The organism is Oleiphilus sp. HI0061 (genome assembly GCF_001635675.1).
This window is the reverse complement of the sequence record NZ_LWFE01000397.1, coordinates 1-1,006: the sequence shown is the minus strand read 5'-3', so window position 1 is coordinate 1,006 and position 1,006 is coordinate 1. Positions and strand designations below refer to the sequence as shown.

The following is a 1,006-nucleotide window of genomic DNA, read 5'->3' as shown; positions in this document are numbered from 1 at the left end:
ACATTGCTAATACCTGTCTTTCCTTGCTGAGTTTTGAAAGGCATATGCCACAACGGAGCTATACGAGGAAAGAATAAAAACAGCACTATGACAAGAGGTATAGACACGGCCATGAGTTTGAAAAGCATTTTACCCAAAGTAGAAATACCACGCTTCCCTAAAGAAAATTCAGCGCCTATATTCTGGGATAGCAACACGTAAAAGCAAACAGCTATCAGTAGCAACTGCAACAGCGTATGAAATACACCCTGACTAAATAGAAACGAGACACAACTTAAATACAGCATCGTAAAAATACTTGTAAACAACTCTTTGTCAGCCTTGATCTCTAGAAACTTCAACACAGCTGTCAGAAACAAAAAGGCGCCAGCCATTTCAACAGAAAAGTTGGTTTTATAGTGCGCGACAAACACCGCGCAAGAAGCAAGCGTTAAGCATGTTTTGACAAATGTGCTTACCGGCGGGCTATTTCGCTTATAAGCTATAAAACGATAGACACAGATGAATAACGTAAAAACGATTAGCCATATGGGAAGATGATCACTGTGTGATATCAGCTGTAAGATGATAACTAATAGCAAGGCGCCAACCGGCTGCGCACGGACCGCAAATACGTTGCTCTGTCCGCTGATCACTGCTTTGTCATCACCTTCTCTTAAGTCTTTCTGCATTATCAAGCCACTAATATGATCACGTGCAAATTAATATAAGGCTAGCTGTTTAAGGCAGGCATAATAGTGCGCCTCACTTGAATCAGGTTCAATCACTATCACCGGTAACTCAAGACCAAAAGCTTGCTTAGCCTTGTACAGCCGAGTTATTTTCTCACACATAAACTGTAAGCGTTGCTCTTTTCCGTAGGGTTCATAATCTTGCCAACGTACACGGCTTGCATCTGAAGCAGTTAAGTCATTATCTTTAACCACTAGCAATTCAGAGCTTGCATATTTTTTCCAGTTAATACGCTGCATAGAATCGCCCGCTTGATAAGCAAGAAGCGAATTAT

At 41.3% G+C, this 1,006-nt stretch carries 2 protein-coding genes; both read right to left on the bottom strand.

The window, feature by feature from the left end; translation table 11 throughout:
- The coding region (locus A3735_RS05425) for a DUF3488 domain-containing protein (RefSeq protein WP_156499426.1) at positions 1 to 671 on the bottom strand (671 nt) is incomplete at its 3' end.
- 30 nt (positions 672 to 701) lie between these two features.
- Positions 702 to 1,006 (bottom strand): DUF58 domain-containing protein (locus tag A3735_RS05420; protein ID WP_156499425.1); only part of this gene is annotated, 305 nt, incomplete at its 5' end.